Here is a 1,429-nt window from a genome sequence, read left to right on the forward strand (position 1 = left end):
CATCCCGGCTTTGCCTTCACTTAATGCCCCGGTGAACGCCCCCTTCACATAACCAAATAACTCGCTCTCTAACACACCGGGAGCAAAGGCAGCGCAATTGATAGCAACAAAAGGGGCACCTGCGCGTTTTGAAGCATTGTGTATACCTTGGGCAAACAACTCTTTACCGCTGCCAGTTTCACCCTCAATCATTACCGTGCTGTCTGTCGCTGCAAAACGCAACGCCAGTTGTTTCACTTGCTGCAGCGCCGTACTATTCCCAATGATGTCTGTAAAAGTTTTCTCAGCAATGTGCGCCCGGGCGCTCAGGCGTCGCATTTTTTGTTCCAGGGTTTTAATTTCTTGCTGTTTTTGTAATGTACATACAGCACCAACGACTTGCTCGTCCAGGATGATCGGCGCAATATTCACCGTTAACGGCATATGTCCTGGTTCGACCAACACGCCATTTAATCCACTACCGCCTTCGAACACCATCTGCACGTTATTCAGTAAGGTGCTATCTCGCAATGCTTGTCCGGGAAGAAGCGGTAATAACATCTCCCGAGCGACTGCATTCATATTGGTCACGATGCCGGAACGGTCAATACTGAATATACCTTCGGATACACAGTTAAAGATGGTATCAATCATGGTATAGCGACTCTCCAGCTCAACGCGCTTTTCCGCCCTTTCTTGCTCTATCTTCAATTGATGCAACGCTTCGTTGACGGCCTCTAGCGCTGAGTCCTCATCAGCGTAAGACATCACATAATGTAAGCCGTGACTCGTCACACTCTGCTGCAATGACAAACCACCAATGGCAACTTTAAAACCTTCAGCGACCAGACGTTGAATACTACGTTCGGTTTCCTGCGGTGTATCAAAGGGATCAATAGCGCATACCCGGACATCCTGCATAAAAGGGCGCGATTTGTTCAGTATTTCCTGATATCCCTCAGAGGTGGCGAGAAACACGACTTTATCCGCGATTTTGCGTGCATGAGTCCATGCATTGAAGCAATCAAAGAAAGTATGCCGCACCTCTACCACCGGCACGTTGAAATGCGTACGGAGTAGCTCTGCGGTTTTACCGCGGCTAATCAACACGCTCGCACCCTGCTCAATCAGTCCCCGCGCCGTTTCAACAGCCGTTTGCTGTGATGCTTCCGCGATAATGATGGGCAGCGTTTTACTTTCGACAATTGACGTCAGCGTAGTTGTTAATCGGCTTGAAGGTGAGATAACGGCGATGCTCTGCATAGGCCAAACTCTTGATGATTGCATATCATTGCAGAATATTTCATGCACCTTTCATTGCAATCTCCACGAGATCGATATGCGATCCAGGTCAACATAATTAAAACTTAATAAACACAATTATTTAACACGGTATATTGCTGAATATTCTCAATAAAAATTATCAACATGCTTTTTTCCTTTCCACTCC

At 47.1% G+C, this 1,429-nt stretch carries 1 protein-coding gene; it reads right to left on the reverse strand.

Going from position 1 to position 1,429, the window contains the following annotated elements:
- A partial coding sequence (locus tag H7A81_RS27245) for a PrpR N-terminal domain-containing protein (RefSeq protein ID WP_182059335.1) occupies nucleotides 1-1,242 on the reverse strand: 1,242 nt, incomplete at its 3' end.
- Nucleotides 1,243-1,429: the final 187 nt, after the last annotated feature.

The sequence above is a fragment of the Pantoea sp. ME81 genome (assembly GCF_903970985.1).
Taxonomy (GTDB): domain Bacteria; phylum Pseudomonadota; class Gammaproteobacteria; order Enterobacterales; family Enterobacteriaceae; genus Pantoea; species Pantoea communis.